This is a genomic window from Mesorhizobium prunaredense (assembly GCF_900156895.1).
In the GTDB taxonomy this organism is placed as follows: domain Bacteria; phylum Pseudomonadota; class Alphaproteobacteria; order Rhizobiales; family Rhizobiaceae; genus Mesorhizobium; species Mesorhizobium prunaredense.
Genome location: NZ_FTPD01000009.1, coordinates 1 through 21,954, shown reverse-complemented (window position 1 = coordinate 21,954; position 21,954 = coordinate 1). Strand labels below are relative to the sequence as shown.

19 protein-coding genes and 2 pseudogenes are annotated in these 21,954 nt (G+C 63.7%); 17 read left to right on the top strand and 4 right to left on the bottom strand.

What is annotated here, in order from left to right; all coding sequences use genetic code 11:
- The first annotated feature begins 156 nt into the window (after window positions 1–156).
- Both BQ8794_RS08865 and BQ8794_RS08860 read left to right on the top strand, forming a co-directional pair.
- Window positions 157–2,178, top strand: a complete 2,022-nt coding sequence (locus BQ8794_RS08865) for a hydantoinase/oxoprolinase family protein (protein ID WP_077375787.1) — start codon at window positions 157–159, stop codon at window positions 2,176–2,178.
- A 257-nt stretch (window positions 2,179–2,435) separates the two neighbouring features.
- Window positions 2,436–4,607 carry a malate synthase G gene (locus tag BQ8794_RS08860; RefSeq protein ID WP_077375784.1) on the top strand — a complete coding sequence of 724 codons (2,172 nt, stop codon included), beginning with the start codon at window positions 2,436–2,438 and terminating at the stop codon, window positions 4,605–4,607.
- A 90-nt stretch (window positions 4,608–4,697) separates the two neighbouring features.
- On the opposite strand, the pseudogene BQ8794_RS08855 reads toward BQ8794_RS08860, so the two are convergent.
- Window positions 4,698–5,624, bottom strand: a pseudogene (locus tag BQ8794_RS08855) (YifB family Mg chelatase-like AAA ATPase); the annotation flags it as partial.
- Between the two features lie 10 nt (window positions 5,625–5,634).
- Here BQ8794_RS08855 and BQ8794_RS08850 point away from each other — a divergent pair.
- Entirely contained in the window at window positions 5,635–7,197 is a 1,563-nt protein-coding gene (locus BQ8794_RS08850) for a recombinase family protein (RefSeq protein ID WP_244554894.1), read from the top strand.
- Here the strand turns inward: BQ8794_RS08850 and BQ8794_RS08845 are convergent.
- Window positions 7,194–8,177, bottom strand: a complete 984-nt coding sequence (locus BQ8794_RS08845; protein WP_077375778.1) for a hypothetical protein — start codon at window positions 8,175–8,177, stop codon at window positions 7,194–7,196. The genes BQ8794_RS08850 and BQ8794_RS08845 overlap by 4 nt on opposite strands.
- Before the next feature lie 397 nt (window positions 8,178–8,574).
- Here BQ8794_RS08845 and BQ8794_RS08840 point away from each other — a divergent pair, with 397 nt between their 5' ends.
- The 7 genes from BQ8794_RS08840 to BQ8794_RS08810 all read left to right on the top strand — a co-directional run bounded on the left by BQ8794_RS08840 (window position 8,575) and on the right by BQ8794_RS08810 (window position 13,226).
- A complete protein-coding gene (locus BQ8794_RS08840; RefSeq protein ID WP_077375775.1) occupies window positions 8,575–9,219 on the top strand; it encodes a recombinase family protein in 645 nt (214 codons plus the stop codon).
- Between the two features lie 519 nt (window positions 9,220–9,738).
- Window positions 9,739–10,551 carry a ParB N-terminal domain-containing protein gene (locus BQ8794_RS08835; RefSeq protein WP_077375772.1) on the top strand — a complete coding sequence of 271 codons (813 nt, stop codon included), beginning with the start codon at window positions 9,739–9,741 and terminating at the stop codon, window positions 10,549–10,551.
- Window positions 10,552–10,696: 145 nt separating this feature from the next.
- Entirely contained in the window at window positions 10,697–11,413 is a 717-nt protein-coding gene (locus BQ8794_RS08830; protein ID WP_077375769.1) for a hypothetical protein, read from the top strand.
- Window positions 11,403–11,762, top strand: coding sequence for a hypothetical protein (locus tag BQ8794_RS08825; protein ID WP_077375766.1), 360 nt, complete (start codon window positions 11,403–11,405; stop codon window positions 11,760–11,762). The genes BQ8794_RS08830 and BQ8794_RS08825 overlap by 11 nt, the downstream gene beginning before the upstream one ends.
- A gap of 151 nt (window positions 11,763–11,913) precedes the next feature.
- Window positions 11,914–12,357, top strand: a complete 444-nt coding sequence (locus BQ8794_RS08820) for a hypothetical protein (protein ID WP_077375763.1) — start codon at window positions 11,914–11,916, stop codon at window positions 12,355–12,357.
- A gap of 134 nt (window positions 12,358–12,491) precedes the next feature.
- Window positions 12,492–12,833: a hypothetical protein gene (locus BQ8794_RS08815; RefSeq protein WP_077375760.1), complete on the top strand. Its 342-nt coding sequence runs from the start codon at window positions 12,492–12,494 to the stop codon at window positions 12,831–12,833.
- 198 nt (window positions 12,834–13,031) lie between these two features.
- On the top strand, window positions 13,032–13,226 hold the full coding sequence (locus BQ8794_RS08810) for a hypothetical protein (RefSeq protein WP_143744497.1): 195 nt from the start codon (window positions 13,032–13,034) through the stop codon (window positions 13,224–13,226).
- A gap of 32 nt (window positions 13,227–13,258) precedes the next feature.
- Here the strand turns inward: BQ8794_RS08810 and BQ8794_RS08805 are convergent.
- Window positions 13,259–13,906: pseudogene (locus tag BQ8794_RS08805) on the bottom strand (magnesium chelatase domain-containing protein); the annotation flags it as partial.
- Window positions 13,907–14,088: 182 nt separating this feature from the next.
- Window positions 14,089–15,030, bottom strand: coding sequence for a glutathione synthase (gene gshB / locus BQ8794_RS08800; protein WP_077375754.1), 942 nt, complete (start codon window positions 15,028–15,030; stop codon window positions 14,089–14,091).
- A gap of 446 nt (window positions 15,031–15,476) precedes the next feature.
- On the opposite strand from gshB, the gene BQ8794_RS08795 reads away from it, so the two are divergent.
- From BQ8794_RS08795 to BQ8794_RS08765, 7 genes are all read left to right on the top strand, one after another.
- The gene (locus BQ8794_RS08795; protein WP_077375751.1) at window positions 15,477–16,244 is read left to right on the top strand and encodes an SDR family NAD(P)-dependent oxidoreductase; all 768 of its coding nucleotides are present in this window, start codon (window positions 15,477–15,479) and stop codon (window positions 16,242–16,244) included.
- Window positions 16,241–17,182, top strand: a complete 942-nt coding sequence (locus tag BQ8794_RS08790; RefSeq protein WP_077375748.1) for a 2-dehydro-3-deoxygalactonokinase — start codon at window positions 16,241–16,243, stop codon at window positions 17,180–17,182. Before BQ8794_RS08795 ends, BQ8794_RS08790 begins: the two co-directional genes overlap by 4 nt.
- Window positions 17,183–17,204: 22 nt before the next feature.
- The gene (locus BQ8794_RS08785) at window positions 17,205–17,846 is read left to right on the top strand and encodes a 2-dehydro-3-deoxy-6-phosphogalactonate aldolase (RefSeq protein WP_077375745.1); all 642 of its coding nucleotides are present in this window, start codon (window positions 17,205–17,207) and stop codon (window positions 17,844–17,846) included.
- Entirely contained in the window at window positions 17,843–18,724 is an 882-nt protein-coding gene (locus BQ8794_RS08780; protein ID WP_077375742.1) for an SMP-30/gluconolactonase/LRE family protein, read from the top strand. Before BQ8794_RS08785 ends, BQ8794_RS08780 begins: the two co-directional genes overlap by 4 nt.
- 172 nt (window positions 18,725–18,896) lie before the next feature.
- Window positions 18,897–19,967 (top strand): D-alanine--D-alanine ligase family protein, encoded by a 1,071-nt coding sequence (locus BQ8794_RS08775; protein WP_077375739.1) that lies wholly within the window; start codon window positions 18,897–18,899, stop codon window positions 19,965–19,967.
- Between the two features lie 178 nt (window positions 19,968–20,145).
- The gene (locus BQ8794_RS08770) at window positions 20,146–21,531 is read left to right on the top strand and encodes an NAD(P)/FAD-dependent oxidoreductase (protein WP_077375736.1); all 1,386 of its coding nucleotides are present in this window, start codon (window positions 20,146–20,148) and stop codon (window positions 21,529–21,531) included.
- A gap of 25 nt (window positions 21,532–21,556) precedes the next feature.
- Window positions 21,557–21,910 carry a cupin domain-containing protein gene (locus BQ8794_RS08765; protein WP_077375733.1) on the top strand — a complete coding sequence of 118 codons (354 nt, stop codon included), beginning with the start codon at window positions 21,557–21,559 and terminating at the stop codon, window positions 21,908–21,910.
- Window positions 21,911–21,954: the final 44 nt, after the last annotated feature.

Genomic DNA, 21,954 nt, shown 5'->3' with positions numbered 1-21,954 from the left:
TTGAGGGAGATGTCCGGCAGGACAGAGGGGGGCGCTGTCCCGCCGGCGTTCCTCGTGATTGTTTGTTCCCAACGTCGCCCTTGGCCCAGCGCTCGCAGCTTTATCCGCCGGCCCGTATCGGCTAAGGGGCGTGGAGCAAAATCTCCGGACCCGCCAATGACCGCCAAGCCCAAACCTCTGTTCCTCGGCATCGACACCGGCGGCACCTATACCGATGCCGTGCTGTGGTCGGAAGCCGGCGGCGCTAACGGAAAGGTTCTGGCCAAGGCCAAGGCGCTGACCACCCGCCACGATCTGGCGGTCGGCATTTCGGGCGCGGTCGATGCGGTGCTGCAAAAGGCCGGCACCGATCCGGCTGCGATAAAACTGGTGTCGATGTCGACGACGCTTGCCACCAACGCGCTGGTCGAGGGCCAGGGCGGCCGCGTCGCACTGGTGATGATCGGCTTTGCCGAAGGCGATCTTGCCCGCGACGGGCTGAAGACCGCGCTCGGCACCGACCCTGTCGTGTTCTGCCCCGGCGGCCACGATGTCCATGGCAACGCGGCAAAACTCGATCTGTCCGGGCTGGAGGCAGCGCTGCCGGAACTCGGCGCCTCGGTGTCCGGCTTTGCCGTCTGCGCCTATTTCGCCACCCGCAACCCGGCGCATGAGCTCGCCGCCCGCGACCTCATCCGCGAAAAGACCGGCCTGCCGGTCACCGCCAGTCACGAGCTTTCGGCCAAGCTCGGCGGCCCGCGCCGGGCGCTGACGACATTGCTCAACGCCAGGCTGATCTCGATGATCGACCGGCTGGTGGCGGCGACCGAAGGCTTTCTCGCCGCGCGTGGCATCGCAGCCCCCTTGATGGTGGTGCGCGGCGACGGCGCACTGGTTTCGGCCGCCTTCGCCCGGCAGCGGCCGATCGAGACGATCCTTTCAGGCCCGGCCGCCAGCCTTGTCGGCGCCCGCCACATGACCGGCCTCGACGATGCTGTCGTGTCCGACATTGGCGGCACCACCACCGACGTCGCTGTGCTCGACGGGGGGCGTCCCAGGCTCGATCCGGAAGGCGCCACGGTCGGCGGCTTCCGCACCATGGTCGAGGCCGTCGCCATGCGCACCTTCGGCCTCGGCGGCGATTCTGAAGTGACGCTGGAGGATGGCGCGCTCAACCCAAGAATCCTGCTCGGGCCGCGCCGCCTGGTGCCGCTGGCGCTGGCCGGCATGATGCATGGCGAAGTCGTCACATCAGAGCTCGAACGCCAGCTGCGGGCGCCCAATCCCGGCCGCATGGATGGCCGCCTGGCGGTCAGGACCGGCGTGCCGGAGCGGCTGGCCGCCGGCCTGAGCGGCGCCGAAGCCAAGCTCTATGAGATGATAGGTGCTGTGCCGCTGCCCCTCGACCGGCTTTTGACCTCGAACGCGCAGAACGCCACCTTGAACCGGCTGGTGTCGCGCGGGCTGGTGCATGTCGCCGGCTTCACGCCGTCGGACGCCGCCCATGTGCTGTGCAAGCAGTCGAATTGGGATGCCGCCGCGGCCCGTCTGGGTGCGGAGCTGTTCGCCCGCAAGCGCGACGGGCGGGGACAGTCGATCGCCGCCTCGCCGGAGGTGATCTCGGAACGGGTGCTGACCACGCTGACCCGCCTGTCGGCGGAAGTCATCCTCGAGACCGCCTTTGCAGAGGACGGGCTGGACGGCGCGGCGACCGTGGCGCACGCGCTGGTGCAGCGCGCTGTCGATTCCCACCCCGGCATCGCCCGGCTCAGCGTCGCGCTCGACCGTCCGGTCATCGGCCTCGGCGCCTCGGCGCCGCTGCATTATGCCGGACTGCCACCGCTGGTTGGCAATGGCTGCGTGGTGCCTGAGGATACCGATGTCGCCAATGCGCTCGGCGCCGTCGTCGGCCAGGTCAGGGTGTCCGCTGAGGCGCGGGTTAGCCAGCCCCAAGAAGGGCTGTTTCGCGTCGCCTCAGGCGAAACCGTGCGCGATTTCAATAACGAAGCGGCGGCAATCGCGGCGGCGGAAACCGATGTCCGCGCCATTGCCGCCGGGCGGGCCAGGGACGCCGGCACCGACAGCGCCGAAATCGAGATCGCCAGCGAATTCCGCGTTTCGACCGTCGAGGGCCAGCGCATGTTCATCGAGGCGCATGTGGTGGCGGTGGCGTCCGGCAGGCCAAGGATAGCGGTGTAGGGCGCGTAATCTCCCCCCTCGAGGGGGAGATGTCGCCGAAGGCGACAGAGGGGGTCGCCGCGCATGAAGTGCGACGCGATTTGTGCAAAAAGGGGGTCGCGCTCCACGCGCGGCGACCCCCTCTGGCCTGCCGGCCATCTCCCCCTCAAGTGGGGAGATCGGCTGCAAAATACCTTCCCTTCACCCTAAGCTGAATTGACCCTGCCACCCTGACATGTCAAAGGCCCGGCCAAAGCCTTTCGTCTGGAGAAGCCCCGATGACCGATCGCGTCGAAATCGCCGGATTGCGGATTGCCCGCGAGCTTTATGATTTCGTCGTGAACGAGGCGCTGCGGGGCACCGGCATTGCAGCCGACGCCTTCTGGACCGGCTTCTCGACCATCGTTCACGATCTTTCGCCGAAGAACCGGGCGCTGCTCGCAAAGCGCGACGCGCTGCAAGGCCAGATCGACCGCTGGTATCGCAACAATGGCGCGCCCAGCGACATGGAAGCCTACAAGGATTTCCTGAGGGAAATCGGCTATCTCGTGCCGGAAGGGCCGGCCTTCTCCGTCGCGACGGACAATGTCGACCCGGAGATCTCGGTGGCTGCCGGGCCGCAATTGGTGGTGCCGGTGATGAACGCGCGTTACGCGCTGAACGCCGCCAATGCGCGCTGGGGCTCGCTCTATGATGCGCTCTACGGCACCGACGCCATTCCAGAGACCGACGGCGCCGAGAAGGGCGGGAGGTTCAATCCCGTGCGCGGCGCCAAGGTCATTGCCTGGGCGAAGGGCTTTCTGGACGAATCGGTCCCGCTGACGACCGGCAAATGGGCAGGGGTGAACGGGCTTTCCGTGGCCAACGGCATGCTGCGGCTGGGCGAGGGCGCCGGCGCCACCACGCTCGCCGATCCCAAACAGTTTGCCGGCTATCGCGGCGACGCCGATAATCCCGAAGCCGTCCTGCTCACCCGCAATGGCCTGCATATTGAGATTGTGATCGACCGCAGCAACCAGATCGGCAAGACTGATCCAGCCGGCATTGCCGACGTCGTGCTGGAATCGGCGCTGACCACGATCCAGGACTGCGAGGATTCGGTCGCGGCGGTCGATGCGCAGGACAAGGTTTTGGTCTACCGCAACTGGCTCGGCTTGATGAAGGGCGATCTTGCCGAGGAGATCACCAAGGCCGGGAGCACGTTTACGCGAAAACTCAATCCCGACCGGTCGTACACCGCGCCTGATGGTGGCGCGCTGTCCCTGCCCGGCCGCTCGCTGATGCTGATCCGCAACGTCGGCCACCTCATGACCAATCCGGCGATTACAGATCGTGACAGCAACGAAGTGCCGGAAGGCATAATGGATGCGGCGATGACGGCGCTGATCGCGCTGCACGATGTCGGCCCGAACGGCCGCCGGCTAAACTCGCGCGCGGGCTCGATGTATGTCGTAAAGCCCAAGATGCACGGGCCGGAGGAAGTCGCCTTCGCCGTCGAGATATTCGACCGTGTCGAGGCGCTGCTCGGCATGGCGAAAAACACTATCAAGATGGGCATTATGGACGAGGAGCGGCGCACCACCGTCAACCTCAAGGAGGCGATTCGCGCCGCCAAAGATCGCGTCGTCTTCATCAACACCGGTTTCCTCGACCGCACCGGCGACGAGATCCACACCTCGATGGAAGCCGGCCCGATGATCCGCAAGGGCGACATGAAGCAGGCCGTCTGGATTGCCGCCTACGAAGCCTGGAACGTCGACACCGGGCTGGAATGCGGGCTGGCCGGCCGCGCCCAGATCGGCAAGGGCATGTGGGCGATGCCCGATCTGATGGCGGCGATGCTGGCGGAAAAGATCGCCCATCCCAAGGCCGGCGCCAACACCGCCTGGGTGCCGTCGCCGACAGCGGCGACGCTGCACGCCACCCATTACCACAAGGTCGACGTCGACGCTGTGCAGGCGGCGCTGAAGGGCCGCCCCAAGGCAAAGCTCGACGACATCTTGTCGGTGCCGGTAGCGGTGCGGCCGAACTGGTCGCCGGAGGAGGTCCAGAAGGAACTCGACAACAACGCGCAAGGCATTCTGGGCTATGTCGTCCGTTGGATCGACCAAGGCGTCGGCTGCTCGAAAGTGCCTGACATCAATGACGTAGGCCTGATGGAGGACCGCGCGACGCTGCGCATCTCCTCGCAGCACATCGCCAACTGGCTGCATCACGGCGTGTGCACCTCAGACCAGGTGATGGAGACGATGAAGCGCATGGCCGGCGTCGTCGACCGCCAGAACGCAGGCGATCCGCTCTACCGGCCGATGGCACCTGACTTCGATAAGTCGATCGCCTTCCTCGCCGCCTGCGACCTCGTATTCAAGGGCCGGGTCCAGCCCAACGGCTACACCGAGCCGGTGCTGCACGCGCGGCGGCTTGAGCTGAAGGCGCGTGTACCTGCCTGACCAGAAGGTTCAGGATGCACGACTCGCAACCTTTAAAGAGCCAGGTGAGGTAGGCGTCGGCGCCACCTCCCCTCGAGGGGGAGGGGACCGTCACGCCGCCTGCGCCATTCGCTCCGAACTCATGCGGTACGAAATCGCCTCGGCCAGATGGATGCGGCCGACGGTCTCGCTGGCCTCGAGATCGGCCAGCGTCCGCGCCACCTTCAGCACCCGGTGATAGGCCCGCGCCGAAAAGCCAAGCTTTTCGCTGGCATCCCTGAGCAGTGACAGGCCTGATGCATCCGGCATCGCGATCTCCTCGATGATTGAGGGTGAGCAGTGCGCGTTGGTGGTGACGGAGGTCGCGCCGAGCCGCTCGAAACGTTGGCGCTGGGTTGTCCGCGCGCGGGCCACGCGCAGCGCCACATCGGCACTTTTCTCCGCCCGGTCCGGCCGGATCAGATCGCTGGCCGAGACCGCCGGCACCTCGATCCGGAGATCGATGCGGTCGAGCAACGGACCTGATATGCGCGCCTGGTAGTCGGTGCGGCAGCGGTCGCCACGCAGGCAGCGATAGCCCGGCTCGCCGGCCATGCCGCAGCGGCACGGGTTCATCGCCGCGACCAGCTGGATGCGCGCCGGATAGGTGACGCGATGATTGGCGCGGGCGATCATGCAGTCGCCGGTCTCCAGCGGCTGGCGCAGCGCGTCGAGCGCCTGCGGCGAGAATTCGGGAAACTCGTCGAGGAACAGCACGCCGTGATGGGCCAGCGAGGCCTCGCCCGGCCGCACGCGCAGGCCGCCGCCGACCAGCGCCGCCATCGACGCCGAATGGTGCGGCGCGCGGAACGGCCGCCGGTCGGTCAGCTTGCCTTCGCCAAGCTCGCCCGCCACCGAGGCGATCATCGAGACTTCGAGCAATTCCCGCGGCGCCAGCGGCGGCAGGATCGACGGCAGCCGCTGCGCCAGCATCGATTTTCCCGATCCCGGCGGACCGATCATCAGCATGTTATGGACAGAGGACCCCCTCTTTTGTAAAGGCGAGCCCATGACCAAGCATACACCGCACTCCGCCCTCACCAATCGGCCCAAGGCGTATTCCTACGTTCGTTTCTCGACCCCCGAGCAAGAGCGGGGCGACAGCCTGAGACGCCAGACCGAAGCGGCTGAGAGGTACGCGGCGCTGCACGGGCTCGACCTAGACGACAAGCTGACATTCCGGGACCTTGGCGTGTCTGCCTTCAAGGGAGCGAACGAGGAGACTGGCCGGCTTGGCGAGTTTCTTGCGGCGGTGGAGTATCAAGACATCAAGTCGGGGAGTTGGCTGTTAGTCGAGAGCCTCGACCGATTGAGCCGACAGAAGCCGCGCAAAGCGGTCAAGGTGCTGGAGCGGATTTGTGAGGCCGGGATCACAGTCGTCACGCTGGACGATGGGAGGGTCTACACGGAGGAGGTTCTAGACGACGACCCTACGGCGCTTATGGTGGCCCTTCTCGTGGCAGCCAGGGCGAACGAGGAGAGCGCCAAGAAGGGGCGGCGTGTTGGTGAGGCATGGGCCAACAAACGACGCAACGCTGCCACCAAACCGCTATCGGCACTGTGCCCCGGATGGTTGCGCCTCAGGGAAGACCGGACGGCCTTTGACGTGATAGCGGAGCGGGCTGACATCGTGCGCCGCGTGTTCGACATGACGCTGGCAGGCAAAGGCCAACACGCCATCGCCGAGACCTTCAACAAGGAATGCGTGCCGCGCTTTGGCACGGGCAGCCACTGGCACCGCACCTACATCAAGAAGATGCTGGCTGATGCCTCAACCATCGGCGCATTCACACCACACCGCGTCGAGACGGTCGGCGGGAAGAAGCGGCGCATTCCGACCGACACGGTTGAGGGCTATTTCCCCGCCGTAATAGACCGCGAGACGTTCGACAGGGTCAACGCCATGACCAACGGAAGGAGCGTGAGAGGGGGCAGCGGTGTGGGGATGGCGAACATCCTTGCGGGGCTTGCGAAGTGCCCCAAATGCGGCGCGACCATGACCCGCGTGAACAAGGGCGGGAAGAAGGGCGGCAAGCCTTACTTGGTCTGCACGGTGGCGAAGGCCGGGGCCGGCTGCGAATACCGACAGGTTCGCATTGAAGACGTTGAAGAAGCGATCATCAGCAACGCCGGATGGTTGAACGCATCACTGCCGTCCACGGACGGAGCCCTGCAGATGGAGTTGGAGGGGGCGACCAATCTAGACATGGCCGTTAGTGACGAGATTGAGAATGTGGTTTCGGCCATTGGCCAGATGGGACACTCGCTGGCATTGCTCGACCGCCTTAGGCAGAACGAAATTGCAAGGGAGGACATCCGGCGCACCGTCGCGGGCCTTGAGCGGCGCATAGCGGACACCCTGACGAACCGGGTGCAGATGACGGCAGGGCAGTTTGTCGATGCTGCAGAGGCGGACGAACCACGAGACGTGGCGCTGATCAACGCGACACTGCGGCAGCTGTTCACCAAGGTCGAGGTGGACTGGCCGAGCGGACAACTCTGGTTCCACTGGAAACACGCCCCGGGGGAGACGACCGGGATCATGTATGGGTGGCCAAAGGAGGACGCTTAGCCGGCCTCTGGTTGACCTTCCTGTTGCCGCTTCGGACAACAGTCCAGCAAGGCTAAACCAGCTTGCGTAACGCATTCGAAATAACGATCAAGGTCGCTTGGCCGAACCTCTACCGAAGAGCCCACTTTGCCCTGCTCGCCGGTCTTGTCGAGATAGGTCTGATCGATGACACCGCGCCTATGAGCAATGAGGTTTCGCCGCTGGTACAACTCCCACAATTGCCTATCAGCGAGCGCACTCCTTAGAGCCACTGACTTGGGGAACAGAAGCCCCAGAACCAGCTTCATGCCGGGCAAATCCGAGAAGTCGGTATTTTTCATCACGATGCTGCCCATCTTGTTTGAAAGGTCGAGGCCGTTCGCCAGTATGACGTCCAGAGGGATGCGATCTAATCCATACCTCTTGCGAGCGTCGGGGTCCGCTGCAAGGTCGGCGAGCTTCCGGGGATTTCGATTAAGCTCCAATTCGAGAAGATCGCGAACCAACACTTCGAGCGCAGACCAGACGAGGACTGTACCTTGTTGCACGAGTTCGGGCACTGCAGCCGGCATGCGACCGAACACCATGACCTCTAAGAGGAAGTTGCAGATGTCATACGTGAGATGCTCTTGCCCCTCGGGCGAATTTATGAACTGCCACAGTTGGTCCGAAGTGGTTTTGCGTATGCCTGCTTCCCTCTCGGCGACCTTCGAGGGGTCTTTCGGGTCAACGTCACCTGCTCTGATGGAGGCGGCCACCCAAAACCGACGCCAGTGCGTGTTCATGGCAGCGCCATAGGCCATCGTATACGGCATCGACAGTGTAGAGTGAGCGGTCTCGAGGTTGTGGATGAAGGCCGCAAATAACTCCTGGTATCCAGCCTCAATGCCAATTCCTGCCGACGCCAATCGGGTGCTCACAGCATCGTCACTCAACGGTATGAAATAGAGTTGCTTTGCCCGCCTCAGTGTATCTTCACGTTCGTCTCCACTGACACCCATCCTGCCCCCTCACTGTCTCTCGGTCGAAAGTGCCTGACCCCGGCATACTGAACATTGCGGAGGCGACAGCATAAGGAAGTAGTTCAGAGTTGCACGGAAATGTTTGGTGGAAAAATTCGCCCGGGTGATCGGATAACTGGCTCGCGCGAGGACCCCCCGGTACCCCCTCGTTTCCACCACACAGGGCCGAGCGGGGCGACCGCCAGACGCCGAGAGGCTGCCGGATGGGCGATACCTCAGGCCGACATGAACGCGCGCTGGCCGGGGATGGGTGTACGCTAGGGCATAGGCCAGCGGACAGATCGCAAGGTGCCCGGAAGGGTGTCCGTTAGGGTTGACTTCGATCAACGGACAGGGTAGTCAACGGACACAACCCTTACGGATAGGAGCCGACCACATGACCAAGACCGTTCTTTATGCCCGCGTCTCGACTGCCGACCAGACGCTGGACCATCAACATAAGCAGGCCGAGCAGGCGGGCTTCAAGATCGACAAGGTAGTTGCTGACCATGGCGTGTCCGGCGTCTCGACCAAGTTGGCAGAGCGACCGGAAGGCAAGCGGCTGTTCGACATCCTGCGACCCGGTGACACGCTGGTGGTCCGCTGGGTCGACCGGCTGGGGCGCGACTATCAGGACGTGTCGGACAGCATTCGCCACTTCATGCGGGATGGCGTCATCATCAAGACCGTCATCAACGCCATGGTGTTCGACGGGGCGACCAAAGACCCGATACAGAAGGCCGTGAGGGACGCGCTGATAGCGTTCATGGCGGCAACGGCAGAGGCACAGGCGGTCGCTACGAAGGAAGCCCAGAAGGCTGGCATAGAGGCGGCGAAGGCTGACCCCAAGACGTACCGTGGCAGGAAGCCCAGCTATGACCGTGACGGGTTCGATAGGGTGGCCCGGATGTTGGACAATGGGGCTGGAGCGTCGGCCATCGCCAAGGAAACGGGGCTGACAAGGCAGACCGTTCTTAGGATCAAGGGCGACCGGGCCGGGGCTGAGAAGGCGTTGGCGTTGTGGGATAGCGCCCGGGGGTGAGCCGGCGGCGCGGCCTGAATACCCACACCACTAGCATACGCAGGGCGATTAAGGCCCCTACTAGGACTACGAAGGCGATTACCCGCCCGGTGTTATGGTATTACAGACAAACCATACCACTAGGACTACGCAGGCGAATTGGGTGACCACTAGCTACGAAGGCGATTTCCATAGGGACACCACTAGCTCTACCAAGGCGAATACCCCGACCACTAGCACTACGAAACGCTCCTCGCCCAAGCCGACCCGCGCGAAGACCTTCCTCGACCAGCAGTCTTGCGACAGAGGGTCTCCGGGTTCTCCCCTGCATTGCGACTGCCTGTTGCCCTGTTTCGCTCCTTTCCGGGGTGATGGGACGTGGCGCTTGGCGGGTCGGCTTTGGTGAGGTGCGCAGGGGCGAGAAATGTGCAGGCGCTTGCCTGCTCCTCTGTGTGTTTGGGGCGGACAAGCCCAGACAGCCCCTTTTTCAAACGGACATGCCACCCCAAGCGGCACCCCAAATCACAACGAAAGGACGACATGACAACAAATGCCCAGGACGACGATGACCGGCCCATAAGGACAGTTCCGATTGTTGTGGACGACCTCCTCAGCGGGGAGCGGACACAGATCAGAGTGAAGACCCAGCCGGCCAAAGTGCGGGAGTATGCCGGCGTAATCGAGACGTTCACCGAGGAGAGCGACCAAGTGGCCCGAGGTTTCCCGCCAGTGGACGTTGAGGAAATCGTCAGGGACGGCCTGCCGGTGACCTACTGGCTGGTTGATGGCTTCCACCGCGTGGCAGCGGCCAAGAGGGCCGGGAAGACGCACGTCATGGCTCGTGTGGTGCCTGAGAGGGACACGCCGAGCAGACTGGCGGAAGCCGGCAAAGCAAACCTCACGCATGGCATCCCGCTGAAGCCCAAGGAGAAGAAAGCGTTCCTGAAGCGGTACATCCGGGCAGGCCTTCACAGGGAGACAGGACCGCGTGGGGGTCGAGACAAGCGGCAGCCCTTCAAGGCATCTGCGGTGATCCGCCGGGAGATCGGAGGGTGCGCCAATAGGACGTTCTGGAAATGGCTCCAAGAGGTCAGCCCCCAGACATGCCAAGCCCTATTCATGCAAGAGAACGAGGGCTTCAAGCCTTTCGACAATGAAGACGGAGACCCATTGGAATTTGATGAGGACGTAATGAAGAATGACAAGGTTCTGAGAGACATCAAGGATGCCGTTGCCCTTATCGACAACTTGCACAGGACCCTAACGAGCGCCGGATACATTCAACAGGCAGCCGACATAGTTCGCGAAGGGGCGAATAAAGTTGCCGCGCGGGTGCCCGACCCGTTCGCCTGATCGGACCATGTGAGAAATTTCACGTATTGGGTCGGGAAAAGACCTCGAAACCGTACCTAAATCATTGAAATCATTGGATACAGCTGAGTGGCGTTTTGCACCCGGCTGCACCCGAAACCAGCACAAGAAAGGACAGCATGGTTGAATGACGACATTTGACGCGGCCTTATGGCGGCATGAGAGACAGACCCCCGACGAAGAACTTCCGGGTGAAGCCCCACCCATCAAGGAAGGTGCGACCAAGACCGCCGAGGAGCGCCAAGCCGAGAATGAAGCACGGCAGCGGCGGGGCGAACGAGAGGACTGGCGGCGACACCTCAAGCCACTTCCGGGAGGCTACAGACTGGCCCCTGAGGCGTCCCTGTCGAAGTTCCAGAAGACCACCCGGACCAATTCCATCAAGGCAGCCATAGTGAAGCGAGGGAAGCGCCAGCCGGTCAAGGTGCCTGCCTATCAGAAGGGCGAGCGACGGGCCGTCTATGCCGACCTCGTGAAGCCCACGGACGACGGCAGGATCAACGGCTGCGACCCCTACGCCCCCTCGCCGTGGCTGACCCGGGCATGGGAACTCGAGCTTCAGAGGGCGCTGGTCTGGTTCCTCAACACCATTGGCGGACCAGAACGCCCTGAAGAGAAGCTGTGGAGGGAACGCGACGAAGGCTACAAGCCCTTCCTTGACGCCCACTACGGCAACGACCCTGCAGACGGCTGGGATTGGGAATACGAGGTTCCCGAGCGTGGCGACCTCGACTTCTACCGCATGCGCGATTGGAGTTCACCGACACTGCCCCCGAGGTTCATGCGCACCATGCAGGAAGCCAAGGTCAAGGTGCGGGCTCAGGAGGTCAGCTATGGACTATGACGCGATCAGGCGTCGAGACTGGGTCCGCACCTACCCCGAACGCGAACAGGCCCTCGCCTTGGTCGAGTGGATCAAGGGCGACGACTGGTCGACCGTCTCGAACCTCGACAAGAGGCTTGCAGGGGTCGGCATCGACTGGACCGGCAGTTTCTCAATGGCTGCCGAGAGGTGCTTTGAGGTGTACGGTTATGCCGAGCTTGAAAGCGGGAACGTTGCAAGGCGCTTCGCGGAAGTGTCGATGCGGCCCCGTAGCAAGGCCAGCAGCACGACCACATCGGCAGCAGCAGCACCGGCAGACACGACAGCACCAGCACCACAGGACGCCTACGGGTTCACCCGCAGGGCATAGCCCCGAAGCCTCTCAGGCTGAATGCCTTGCGAGGACGGGCACCGAGTTTGTCGGGATGTCCTGACAAAGTCCAACCACAACATCACCAACCAGCGCAGAACCTCGACCAACGGTGGTCGGGGAGCGCACATCCAATGAAGGAACGAACGAAATGAGCGACTATCAAGACGGCCCGAACTACGCCTATCAGGACGATCAGACCCTACTCGGTCAGGCCATGATGAAGGCCCGGATGGCAGAGCAGGCAGCCAATCAGGCCAAGCAGGAAGCCCTCGCTGCCGAGGCGATAGAGCGCGCCAAGCAGGCCGAGATCGACCGTGCGGTTGAACTCTCTGTCCAGAACAACCAGCAGCTATGGGCTCAGAGGAACGGCTTCAGCCCCAACCGTATGGTCTCATCGAAGGACGTGGGCATAGTCGCGCCGCGGGAAGTCATCGAAAGCACCCCCGTGCGCTTCAACGGCTGGGAGATCAGCGGCCAGCAAGCCCGCGACATGGTCGAGTTTGGCCAATGGTCAAAGGCTGACTATGACAAGGCTCTATCCGAAGCCCTCGCCCAGCGCGGTTATCCCGGGTCTTTTCAGAAAGCTCGCTAAGCCAAGACAATCCGGCCCCTCATAACGCCGAGGGGTCGGACGCTGGCGAGCAGGACGACGAAGGCGACGAAGACGGCGACGAAGACCTGACCGACGATGAGAAAGCCGAGAAGCAGTTCAAGGAGTTTGTCCGTATGGCGGACGAAAGCCTCGACCGCTTCAGGGACACGCACAGCGAGGCCCAGCAGCAATTCATCTTGGATGCCTACGTGGCGACCGGAGAAATCCCGACCGGGGAAGCCTTCGGGATCGAAGAGGTGGAAGTGGCTGTTGTCGAGGCTGCGTTCTCTCAGCATCTGGAGCGCAACGTGCTTCAGCAGCATGGGCTGAACCTTCAGTCCTATCTTGAGCATGTCGATGCGGCGGACTACCCGGCGCTGCGCAGGGCTGCAGCCAAGGGGGAGTGGCACGTCTTCCACGGGCATGCCCAGGCCATAGCAGCGGCCCGGAAGGCCGGCACAGCCTTCACTGACTGACGCCTTTCCCTGCCCCCGTTGCATCACCCCAAGAGGTGTATCAGGGGCAGGGCTTCCGGGCAGAAATCGCTTCACTGGCGAGATGTCTCCGCTAAGGGAACAGTTCCGCTAACACATTGAATTTAAATGATTTGACCGGCTCTTGGTCCGGCTGTACCTCACCGAGAGCCGAGGATGTTCCCGGCGAAAGAGAGGACGATGACCATGAAGCTCGATTACTCCCGCCTTGAGGCCGACGTGGCAGCATGGCTCAAGACCCACGTCGAGTGCGTCAAGGAATACTGCGGCGAGGGCGAAGCCTACGCCGAGGCGGTAAGGTTGCTCGACGATGACCCATGGCAGGCGCTGCAATGGTACGTTGAGGACACGCGGCGGGGCCTAAGCGCGACGTGAGAGCGCCTTTATGAGGCGGGGTCTTTTGTCCACATCATGAGCATGTTGTGGCCGCCGGCCGCCGCCACTTCGAGTGCCCGCTTGGCGGTCTCCTGGCCCTTGATGTCGGCAAGATCCGGCAGGTCGCGCGCCGAGGTATGGATACCGGCCTCCGGCCGCGACAGCACCTGCGTGCCGCGAAAATGATTGGCGATGGCGATCAGGCTGCGCGGCGCCAGGATGTCGAAATCCTTGCCGGCCCACGCCGCTTCCGGGCCGCAGGCGAAAGGGCAGATCAGGCCCTTGCCTTCGGCATTGGCGCCGATCGCCGCCGGCAGCGCGCCGGCCACCGCGGCGATGGTGCCGTCGAGCGACAGCTCGCCAAGCACGACATAGCCGGCCAGCATGTCGCCTGGAATAGCGCCAAGCGCCGCCATCAGGCCAAGCGCGATCGGCAAATCGTAATGGCTGCCTTCCTTGGGCAGGTCGGCGGGCGCCAGATTGACGGTGACCTTCTTCGATGGCATCGACAGGCCCGATGCGTGCAGCGCAGCCTGCACCCGCTCCCGGCTTTCGGCCACCGCCTTGTCGCCGAGGCCGACGATGTGCATGTTGACCTTGCCGGGCGCGATCATCACCTGCACGTCGACCGGCACGGCCTCGATGCCCTGGAAAGCGACCGTGCGGACCCGCGCAACCATTTTTCTGCCCCCGGACATGGGCTCGCCCGAAGCCCATGCGATCATGCCGCGAACGGCGTCATCTCAGACAACCACAGATTTTGGGCAAAGGCAAGAACAATACGGGAACAATCGAACGTTGTGCTTTAATGGCGTCGCATCGGCTACGGATCGGAAAACTGCTGTTCCGCCAAGCGTGGACGCTACTTGCGCTTGTCCTCGACCGCATCCCAGAACAGGCTGGCGATGTCGGCGCCGCCGAAGCGTTTTACCTCGCGCACGCCGGTCGGCGACGTCACGTTGATCTCGGTCATATAGTCGCCGATCACGTCGATGCCGACGAGGATGAAGCCGCGCTCCTTCAGCGACGGGCCGATGCGGGCGCAGATCTCGCGTTCGCGCTCCGTCAGTTCGGTTTTTTCGGCGCGGCCGCCGACATGCATGTTGGAGCGTGAATCATGCTCTGCCGGCACCCGGTTGATGGCGCCGACCGGCTCGCCGTCGATCAGGATGATGCGCTTGTCGCCGGCTCGCACCTCCTTCAGATAGCGCTGCACGATATAGGGCTCGCGGAACATCTGGCCGAACATTTCGAGCAGCGAGGCGAGGTTGCGATCGGCTTCGTGCAGGTGGAAGATGCCGGCGCCGCCATTGCCGTATAGCGGTTTGACGATGATGTCGCCGAACTCCTTGCGGAAGGCGGCGACCTCCAGCGGGTCCTTCGTGATCAGCGTTTCCGGCATCAGGTCGGGAAATTCGGTGACGAAGATCTTTTCCGGGCTGTTGCGCACCCAGGCCGGGTCGTTGACCACCAGCGTCCTGGGATGGATACGCTCAAGGATGTGCGTAGAGGTGATGTAGTTCATGTCGAACGGCGGATCCTGCCTGAGCAGGATGACGTCCATCTCCGACAGGTCGGTGCGCACTTCTTCGCCGAGCGAATAGTGATTGCCCTTCTCGTCGCGGACCTGCATTGCCTCGATGCGGGCAAACACCTTGCCGCCACGCAGCGACAGCCGGTCGGGCGTATAATGGAACAGCTGATGGCCGCGCCGCTGCGCTTCCAGCGACAGCGCGAAAGACGTGTCGCCGGCAATCGAGACGGTGGAGATGTGGTCCATCTGGACGGCGATTTTCAGAGGCATGGCGGATCTCCGGCGGATCGTATGGGCAGCTGTGCTTGCCCTTACAACCTCCCCGGTCATCTGCCAATCGCGACATTTTGAGGATTGCCTGCTGAGCGTACGTGAGGCGCAGGCGGAGCGCCTTGCCCAGTTCGGCTGCGCCGGCAGCAACGATTCCTGTTCGGCGGGTCGGTCGGTTTCGATGCCACGCTCTGCTATCTCAGAAATTCCCTCCGTGGCACCTTGCGCTCAAGGCGATCTGACGAGCGACTTGTCAGACATAAGCCCGCGAATTTGCTTTTTCTCCCTTGCTCCCCCGACCGGGCTGGCTAGGATGCGCGCCGACCGAGCCTACGGCGCCGCGCGTCCTTTTGGACGCGCAAACGACGCTGTAGCACTTTGATTTTGCGCATGATCCTTTCCGAAAATCGAAACCGATTTTCGGGGCCATGCGCAGGGAGAAAAAAATGATGCCATCGGCGCGCTTTGCCGACCTTGAGGGCGCTTCGGTGCTGATCACCGGCGGCGGCTCCGGTATTGGCGCGGCGCTGACCGAGGGTTTTGCCCGCCAGGGGGCAAAGGTCGCCTTCATCGACATCGCCGACGGCCCGAGCCTGGCGCTGGCCGACCGCATCGAAAAGGATCTCGGCCGCCGCCCCCTCTATCTCAAGACCGACATACGCGACGTCGAGGCGCTGCGGGCCTCGGCCGCCAGGGCGGCAGAGGCGCATGGCGACGTCACCGTGCTGGTCAACAATGCAGCACTTGACGATCGCCACGCGGTGGAAGATGTCACCGTGGAGTTCTGGGACAACAACCAGGCGGTCAACCTGCGTCCGCATTTCTTCTCCGCACAGGCGGTAGCGCCGGGCATGAAGCGGGCCGGCGGTGGCTCGATCATCAACTTCACGTCGACGTCGTTCCTGATCAATCACCCCGACATGCCGGCCTACACCGCCGCCAAGGCGGGGATCGTCGGCCTGACCAAGGGGCTTGCCGGCAAGCTCGGCGCCGACGGCATTCGCGTCAATGCGATCGCACCCGGCTGGGTGATCACCGAGCGGCAGAAGCAGCTCTGGGTCACCGAACAGGCGCTCGACGCCCACGTGGCCAAGCAATGCATCAAGCAGGTGATGCAGCCGGAAGACGTCGTCGGCACGGTGCTGTTCCTGGCGTCGGACGCCTCGCGCATGCTGACCGCGCAGATGCTGATCGTCGATGGGGGCTTCCTGTGAACTCAGCGAGCAACGTGCCTTCTGTGGCCGCCGTCGACTGGGGCACCACCCGTCTCAGGGTCTGGCTGGTCGATGAGGCCGGAAACGTGCTTGCCGAGCGCCGCGGCGACGACGGGCTGATCACCGCGCAGGCCGCCGGGTTTTCGACCATCCTCGAAGGACATCTGGCGGCGATGGGCGCGCCGGAAGCGATGCCCGTCATCATCTGCGGCATGGCCGGATCGCGCCAGGGCTGGCTGGAGGCGCCCTATGTCAGCGTGCCGGCGCCGATCGGCGCCATCCTTGCCGGTGCTGCGCGCGTTCCCGGCCAGCGCCGCGACATCCGCATCGTGCCGGGCCTTGCCCAGCGCCGGGCCGACGCGCCCGACGTCATGCGCGGCGAGGAAACGCAGCTTGCCGGCGCCGGTTTGCCGGCAAAAGGCCGCCATCTCGTCTGCATGCCCGGCACCCACTCCAAATGGGTGCTGGTCGAGGACGGCGCCGTTGCCGGTTTTGGCACCTGGCCGACCGGCGAGCTGTTTTCGGTGCTGGCGGCGCATTCGATCCTGCGCCATTCGCTGGGCGAGCAGCCCAAGCCGGTTGCACCAGGCAATCCGTTTTTCCAGCGCTGGTGCGAGATCGCGCTGGCCGAGGGCGGCGATGTCACATCCAGGCTGTTCTCGATCCGCGCTGTGGGCCTTTTGCAGGACCTGAAGGCGGACGATGCCGCTGCTTGCCTGTCCGGCCTGCTGATCGGCGGCGAGATCGCCTCTGCCAGCCGCCGCTATCGAAAGGGCGCGGCGTCGATCGTGCTGATCGCATCCGGCGGGCTTGGCGCGCTCTACACCGAGGCGCTCGGCCTTGCCGGACTTGCGGTGAGAGCCGTCGATGCCGACGAGGCGGTGCGTACCGGCCTGATCGAGGCGGCGCGCCAAAATGGCATGATTGCCCAGACATGATCGACAACAGCGGAGTTGCCGCATGACCGAGACCGCACCGTTTCCGAAGCTCGAGCGCGGGCTTGTCGCCATCCTGCGCGGCCTCAAGCCGGACGAGGCGGTGGCCATTGGCCGGGCGGTCTTCGAGGCCGGCATCGAAGCGATCGAAGTGCCGCTCAATTCGCCGGACCCGTTTGTCTCCATCGCGAGAATTGTTGAGGCGCTGCCGGCGACGGCATTGGTCGGCGCGGGGACTGTGTTGACCGCAGCCGATGTCGACGGACTGAACAAGGCCGGGGGGCGGCTGCTGGTCAGCCCCAACATCGATGCGGAGGTCATGGGTCGCGCCATGAATTACGGCATGGTGACGATGCCGGGCGTGTTCACGCCGACCGAAGCCTTCCAGGCCATCCGGCTCGGCGCCTCGGCGCTGAAATTCTTCCCGGCCAGCGTGCTCGGCGCGGCCGGGATCGCGGCGATGCGCGCCGTTTTGCCCGCTGAGACGCTGGTCGGCGCTGTCGGTGGCGTGTCGGAGAAGGACTTTGCCGGCTACAAGGTAGCCGGTGTCAGCGTCTTCGGCCTTGGCTCCAGCCTGTTCAAGCCCGGTATGAGCGTCGACGAGGTGGCCGTGCGGGCCCGCGCTGCCACAGTAGCCTGGGACGCAGCGTTTGGAGCCGCGCCATGAGCGAAGCCATCGTTTCGGTTTTTTCCGACCATGTCTGTCAGCTCGGCGAAGGCCCGAGCTATGACCCCGCCACCGATACGCTCTACTGGTTCGACATCGTCAACGGCCAACTCCTGGAAAAGCGCCTGTCCGGCGGTGCCGTCAAAATCCACGAGCTTGGCCAGATGGCCAGCGCGATCGCCGTCGTCGACGACAAAAGACAGTTGATCGCCACCGAAACCGGCCTGCATGTCCGCGACGTGGCGACCGGCAAGATGACGCTGCATACGGCGATCGAGGCCGACAATCCGACGACGCGATCGAACGATTCGCGCGTCCACCCCTGCGGCGCCTTTTGGGTCGGCACGATGGGCAAGGGCGAGGCAAAGGCCGCTGGCTCGATTTATTGGTTCTACAAGGGAGAGCTGCGCCGGCTTTATTCCGACATCACCGTCTCGAACTCGATCTGCTTTTCCGAAGATGGAACGGTCGCCCATTACACCGATACCAGCACCGGCCTGTTGATGCGCGTTGGCTGCGATCCGGCGACCGGCCTGCCGGCTGGCGAGCCAAAAATCTTCGTCGATCACCGCAAGGCCAAGGGCTATATCGACGGTTCGGTGCTCGATCGCGACGGTGTCCTGTGGAACGCCTGCTGGGGCGGCAGCGTCGTTGAAGCCTACGGGCCTGACGGCAAACTCATCCGTTCGGTCGCGATGCCGGTGACGCAGCCGTCCTGCCCGGCCTTTGTCGGCAGGAATGCCGACCGGCTGGCGGTCACCTCCGCCTGGTCGGGCAAGGATGAGAAACAGCGCCTGCTGGATCCGCAAGCCGGCATGACGTTTCTGCTCGACATTCCGGTCAACGGCCGCTTCGAGCCGCGCGTGCTGATCGCCTAGACCATGATCCCGAACCTTTTCGGAAAGATCATGGTCAAACAGGAAGATCGCGCCAGCACTGTCGCGCAGGCGCCCGGCTGACGTCGATTTCGCGAAAGCCTGATACATCCGTCGTGCGATGGTAGGTAGTCGCGCTGCCAGGACCCGTTCATCTCCAGGAATCGTTCATGTCATGTCAAGCCGCAGGCCGAAGCTGATCCTAGTCTACGAGCCGGAACAGGCCTGCTTTGAACGGCTGGTTGCCGATGGCCACGTGCCGGCGCGCGCCGCCGAAATCGCCTCCTATTTGGCGCAATCGACCGACATCGCCCCTGAGTTCGACGCGCTGGCCGCAGCCTGCCAGACGCGCGGCCTGTCCTTCGCGCCGGTGACGCTCGACGATGCCGCAAATGTGCTTGCCGGTGAGGATCCGAAGACGACGCTGGTGTGGACGCTGACCGACGGCATCGCCTATTTCCGCGGCGGTGCGGCGCCGGCGCTGGCAAGGCTGAACGGCCTGAAGCTGCTCGGCGCAGATGATGCGCTGTTTGCGCTCTGCCAGGACAAGTTCCGCTCCGGCGCCGTGCTCGGCGCACTCGGCCTGCCGGTGCCGCAATCCGGCTTGGCACGCGACGGCCGCTGGCTGGTCGAGCCACCGGCTTCGCCAGCCGGCTGGTTCGTCAAACCGAACCGGCTCGGCGCCAAGATCGGCATCTGGCCGGATTCGCGCAGCAAAGATCTCGGCCACGCGCTTGAGCTTAGCCGGCGCGTCTTCGCTGCCTATCGCGACGATGTCGTCGTGCAGCCCTACGTCACCGGGCGCAATGCGCGCGCCAGTTTTCTCGGTCTGAAGCCGGACACCGGCGTCGAAGCGCTCGGCATCGTCTTTGTCGATTCGGGAAGTGATTTCCAGACAATGGAAGACAGCCTGGCGCTCTACGGCGACACCGGCGAGGCTGCCAGGGCGGCGGGAGCATATGCCGAGCCGGTGCTGCTGCCGGTTGCCGCCAGCCAGCCGCGAGCCGATGCAAGCATCCGACGGATCGCGCAAAGCCTCATCGCCGGGCTTGGCCTGCGGGATGTGTTTTCCGTCGATTTCCGGGTCGAAGCCGACGATAGCATCCATCTCATCGAGTTCGAGGTCTGCCCGGGCCTGCCCTGCTTCGATTTCCGCGCCTATTGCCGCACGCAATGGGAGATGGGCCTCGCCGATGCGATGGCCGCGACCGCCGCGAGTCGTTTTGGTCGATTGGCGGCGTGTTGAGCAGAAATCCTGCGTGAAGCTGCCCGGAACCCTGCAGCCAAGTCCGCCAGCGAGATGAGCAGCGCCCGATTGGGTCTCGACAAATGGCTTGCGTTCCGACCGGCAGCGACGTGAAGTTGCTGGCGGACGAAAACGCCGATTTCACGCTGACCTGAATCCTGTCTGGGAAATTGCGACAATGGACGTGAAGAAGAACGGCGACGTTTCATTCTGGTATGCCGACATCGGCGGCGTGCCGGGCTATCGGCCGCGGCTGGAGGGCGATATCGTGGCCGACGTCTGCATCGTCGGGGCCGGCTACACCGGCCTTTGGACCGCCTATTATCTGAAGCAGGCAGCGCCCCACCTCAACATTGTCATCGTCGAGAAGGAGTTCGCCGGCTTCGGTGCTTCGGGACGCAACGGCGGCTGGCTGTCCGGCGGGTTCTCATGGTCACGCGAAAAATATGAGAAGGCAACCTCGCGCGCTGGAGTCATCGCCATGCAGGCGGCAATGACGGGCACGGTGAACGAGATCATATCGGTTGCGGAAACCGAAGGCATCGACGCCGACATTCGCCGTACCGACGAACTGCTGGTCGCAACCAACGAGGCGCAGGAGCAGCGCGCCAAAGCGATGTATGCCCATGCCAGATCCTGGGCGCTGACCGACGAGCGCGTCGGGTATATCGATGCAGCCGAGATGCGCCGGCGCATAGCTGTACACAACGCGTGCGGCGCCTTCGTCATCAAGAAAGTTGCGCGGGTTCAGCCCGCAAAGCTGGTGCAGGGGCTCGCCAGGGCAGTGGAGCGGCTCGGCGTCCCGATCTACGAACAGACGACGGTGCTGTCGATCGAGAAGAGCAAGGTCGCAACCAACCGGGGCGTGGTGCGGGCCGAAAAGATCGTGCGGGCGACCGAGGGTTTTACCGCGGGAATCGCCGGCCACGAAAGACTGTGGTTGGCGCTCAACAGCGCCATCGTGGTCACCGAGCCGTTGTCCGACAAACTGTGGAGCGAAATCGGCTGGGATGGCCACGAGGTGCTCGGCGACGCCGCGCACACTTACTGCTACGCCCAGCGCACCCGGGAAGGACGCATTGCCATGGGCGGACGCGGGGTGCCCTATCGGTTCGGCTCGAAGACCGACGTTCGAGGCGTCATCCAGCAGGCGACGATCGACAAGCTGCACAGAATCCTGACGACGCTTCTGCCGCAGACCAAGGGGCTCAAGCTCGACCATGCGTGGTGTGGAACGCTGGGCGTGCCGCGCGACTGGTGCACGACGGTGGGTTTTGACAGGCAGACCGGAATAGGCTGGGCAGGCGGCTATGTCGGCCTCGGCGTTTCCACCTCGAACCTCTCGGGGCGCACTCTGCGCGATCTGCTGCTGGGCAACGACACCGATCTGACGCGGCTTCCCTGGGTCAATCGAACCGTCCGCAAGTGGGAGCCGGAGCCGCTGCGCTGGCTTGGCGTCCATTCGATGTATCAGCTCTATCGAATTGCCGACGAGCGGGAAGCAAAGGGGCTGCCGCGCACGTCGCGGCTGGCCGCCCTGGCCGATCGCATCACCGGGCACTGAACCGGATCACTTCGAGGATTTAGCAATGATCGACTTCAAGACCTTCGCCCACCTGGCGCATATCGACCTCGGTGAGGCCCAGCCCAAACCCACCTCGCTGGAAGGCGATCAGCTGGAAGCAGCCAACACGCTTTGGACTTCGGAGGATGGCAAGATCGAAATCGGTGACTGGGAATGTTCGCAAGGCCGGTTCACCGCGCGCCGCGACACGAATTCGGAGATTTGCCACATCGTGTCCGGCCGCGTGACGCTGCACGGTCCTGGTGGCGCAGCCAAAGATGTCGGACCCGGCGAATTGTTCGTCCTGCCGCTTGGCTGGGAGGGCGAATGGACCATCCATGAGAAAACGCGCAAGCTTTATATCCTGCATGCGGTCTGACCGACGCAGCGGTTGCCGCTGAGCTAGAGCGGGATGAATTTAGG

What these genes read in the sequence shown, in the direction of transcription:
- BQ8794_RS08865 (WP_077375787.1), top strand. Translation starts at nt 157, where the DNA reads ATGACCGCCAAGCCCAAACCTCTGTTCCTCGGCATCGACACCGGCGGC.
- BQ8794_RS08860 (WP_077375784.1), top strand. Translation starts at nt 2,436, where the DNA reads ATGACCGATCGCGTCGAAATCGCCGGATTGCGGATTGCCCGCGAGCTT.
- BQ8794_RS08850 (WP_244554894.1), top strand. Translation starts at nt 5,635, where the DNA reads ATGACCAAGCATACACCGCACTCCGCCCTCACCAATCGGCCCAAGGCG.
- BQ8794_RS08845 (WP_077375778.1), bottom strand. Translation starts at nt 8,177, where the DNA reads ATGGGTGTCAGTGGAGACGAACGTGAAGATACACTGAGGCGGGCAAAG.
- BQ8794_RS08840 (WP_077375775.1), top strand. Translation starts at nt 8,575, where the DNA reads ATGACCAAGACCGTTCTTTATGCCCGCGTCTCGACTGCCGACCAGACG.
- BQ8794_RS08835 (WP_077375772.1), top strand. Translation starts at nt 9,739, where the DNA reads ATGACAACAAATGCCCAGGACGACGATGACCGGCCCATAAGGACAGTT.
- BQ8794_RS08830 (WP_077375769.1), top strand. Translation starts at nt 10,697, where the DNA reads ATGACGACATTTGACGCGGCCTTATGGCGGCATGAGAGACAGACCCCC.
- BQ8794_RS08825 (WP_077375766.1), top strand. Translation starts at nt 11,403, where the DNA reads ATGGACTATGACGCGATCAGGCGTCGAGACTGGGTCCGCACCTACCCC.
- BQ8794_RS08820 (WP_077375763.1), top strand. Translation starts at nt 11,914, where the DNA reads ATGAGCGACTATCAAGACGGCCCGAACTACGCCTATCAGGACGATCAG.
- BQ8794_RS08815 (WP_077375760.1), top strand. Translation starts at nt 12,492, where the DNA reads ATGGCGGACGAAAGCCTCGACCGCTTCAGGGACACGCACAGCGAGGCC.
- BQ8794_RS08810 (WP_143744497.1), top strand. Translation starts at nt 13,032, where the DNA reads ATGACCATGAAGCTCGATTACTCCCGCCTTGAGGCCGACGTGGCAGCA.
- gshB (WP_077375754.1), bottom strand. Translation starts at nt 15,030, where the DNA reads ATGCCTCTGAAAATCGCCGTCCAGATGGACCACATCTCCACCGTCTCG.
- BQ8794_RS08795 (WP_077375751.1), top strand. Translation starts at nt 15,477, where the DNA reads ATGATGCCATCGGCGCGCTTTGCCGACCTTGAGGGCGCTTCGGTGCTG.
- BQ8794_RS08785 (WP_077375745.1), top strand. Translation starts at nt 17,205, where the DNA reads ATGACCGAGACCGCACCGTTTCCGAAGCTCGAGCGCGGGCTTGTCGCC.
- BQ8794_RS08780 (WP_077375742.1), top strand. Translation starts at nt 17,843, where the DNA reads ATGAGCGAAGCCATCGTTTCGGTTTTTTCCGACCATGTCTGTCAGCTC.
- BQ8794_RS08775 (WP_077375739.1), top strand. Translation starts at nt 18,897, where the DNA reads ATGTCAAGCCGCAGGCCGAAGCTGATCCTAGTCTACGAGCCGGAACAG.
- BQ8794_RS08770 (WP_077375736.1), top strand. Translation starts at nt 20,146, where the DNA reads ATGGACGTGAAGAAGAACGGCGACGTTTCATTCTGGTATGCCGACATC.
- BQ8794_RS08765 (WP_077375733.1), top strand. Translation starts at nt 21,557, where the DNA reads ATGATCGACTTCAAGACCTTCGCCCACCTGGCGCATATCGACCTCGGT.